Raw genomic sequence first — 1,796 nt, forward strand, 5'->3', positions numbered from 1 at the left:
ACCGGGTTCGGCTTCGAGCCGCGCCGCGAGCGCGCGGGCTTCGCCGGTGCCGCCCAGCACCAGCACCCGGGTCGCGCCGCCGTCCTGCACACGTGCACCCTTCCACAGTGAAGGAGGCGGCATCATGACCGGTCAGGAAGGCGCCCCGCTGCGCTACGGGTGGACCACCGGCGCGTGCGCGACCGCGGCCACCGCCGCCGCGCACACCGCGCTGCTGACCGGCGAGTTCCCGGACCCGGTCGAGATCGTGCTGCCGAAGGGGCATCGGCCCGCGTTCGCCCTGGCCCGCGAAGCCCTCGGCGACGACTACGCGACGGCGGGCATCGTCAAGGACGCAGGCGACGATCCGGACGTGACGCACGGTGCGCTGGTGTCGGCGACGGTGCGCCACGGCGAACCCGGCTCGGGAGTGGTTTTCCGCGCCGGTCCCGGGGTCGGCACCGTCACCAAGCCCGGCCTGCCGCTGGATGTGGGCGAGTCCGCGATCAACCCGGTGCCGCGCAGGCTCATCCGCGAGGTCGTCGAGCGGACCGCCGCCGAACACGGCGGCTCGGGCGATGTGATCGTTGAAGTGTCCGTTGTGGACGGTGAAGAACTTGCCCGCCACACCTGGAACCCCCGCATCGGCATCCTCGGCGGACTGTCCATCTTGGGCACGACCGGAGTGGTGGTGCCGTACTCGTGCTCGGCGTGGATCGACAGCATCCGCCGCGGCGTGGACGTGGCCCGCGCCGAAGGGCTCCCGCACGTGGCCGGATGCACCGGCAGCACCTCGGAAAAGCTGGTCACCGACCGCTACGGCCTCGCGCCGGAGGCCTTGCTGGACATGGGCGACTTCGCCGGTGCGGTGCTGAAGTACCTCCGGCGGCATCCGGTTCCGCGGCTGACCATCGCGGGCGGCATCGGCAAGCTCGCCAAACTCGCCGACGGCCACATGGATCTGCACTCCAAGCGCTCCCAGGTGAACTTCGGGCTGCTGGCCGGATTCGTGCGCGATTCCGGCGGCTCCGACGCACTCGCCCACCGGGTCCGCAACGCGAACACGGCCCTGGAAGCGCTGACGCTGTGCCAGGAGTCCGGCATCGCACTCGGCGACCTCGTCGCCACCCGCGCCCGCGAGGTCGCACTGACGACGCTGCAAGGCGCACCGGTCGAGGTGGAGATCCTGGTGATCAACCGGGGCGGGGACTTGGTGGGCCGGGCGGCTTTCGCCTGATCTGGTGCTACGGCTAACAAGGAAGCAACCCGCTGTTCAGCAGGGCAGGCGTCCTGCTGGCTTTCATCATCCAATCGGCAACCGGCGCAGAGATCATGCGTGCGAGTGCGATCAAATCCTCGTGAACCTCTCGTGGTCCACGACGCGCGTCCAGTTCGGCCCGTGCGAAACCGGGCCGCCGGATACCGAACAGCACTGGCTCATGGTGAGCGATCCGATTTCGAGTTGCGTGCGCGACTTGCGCCACGGACAGCACGTCGGCGCGCCGACGAGACGAGTTCGGGAATGCGTGCCGCAGAGCCGGTCGCCAGAGCAAGCTCTCGTACGGTCGGCGCTGCCGGTATGGCTCCCTACCAATGTGCCCACCCGCCTCCATGAGATGTACCCAGAAGCCGAAGGGGAGCTGTGCGAGCAATTTGCCGGGCGGGTCGTCCTCACGGCAGCGGAGATGGGACCAGGCCTTGCTTACCGTCGACTGAGAGCGTTCGTCGAGCAGTCGATCGTCAGCCCACCACCTGCTGTGGTACGCCTTCGTGAGTTCCTCGTGCATGGCGTTGCGCATGATGACTTCGAGCAGGGA

The 1,796-nt window shown here is 69.0% G+C and carries 2 protein-coding genes; both read left to right on the forward strand.

The features are described 5' to 3' along the window. Positions 1-124: 124 nt before the first annotated feature. Entirely contained in the window at positions 125-1,216 is a 1,092-nt protein-coding gene (locus IJH84_RS24695) for a cobalt-precorrin-5B (C(1))-methyltransferase (protein ID WP_295149637.1), read from the forward strand. A gap of 121 nt (positions 1,217-1,337) precedes the next feature. Beyond that, on the forward strand, positions 1,338-1,796 hold a 459-nt coding region (locus tag IJH84_RS24700; protein ID WP_295149639.1), incomplete at its 3' end, for a hypothetical protein.

The organism is Saccharopolyspora sp., from assembly GCF_017434145.1.
GTDB lineage: Bacteria > Actinomycetota > Actinomycetes > Mycobacteriales > Pseudonocardiaceae > Saccharopolyspora_C > Saccharopolyspora_C galaxeae.

Excerpts from the sequence above, each read along its gene's own strand:
- IJH84_RS24695 (WP_295149637.1), top strand. The coding sequence starts at position 125 with ATGACCGGTCAGGAAGGCGCCCCGCTGCGCTACGGGTGGACCACCGGC.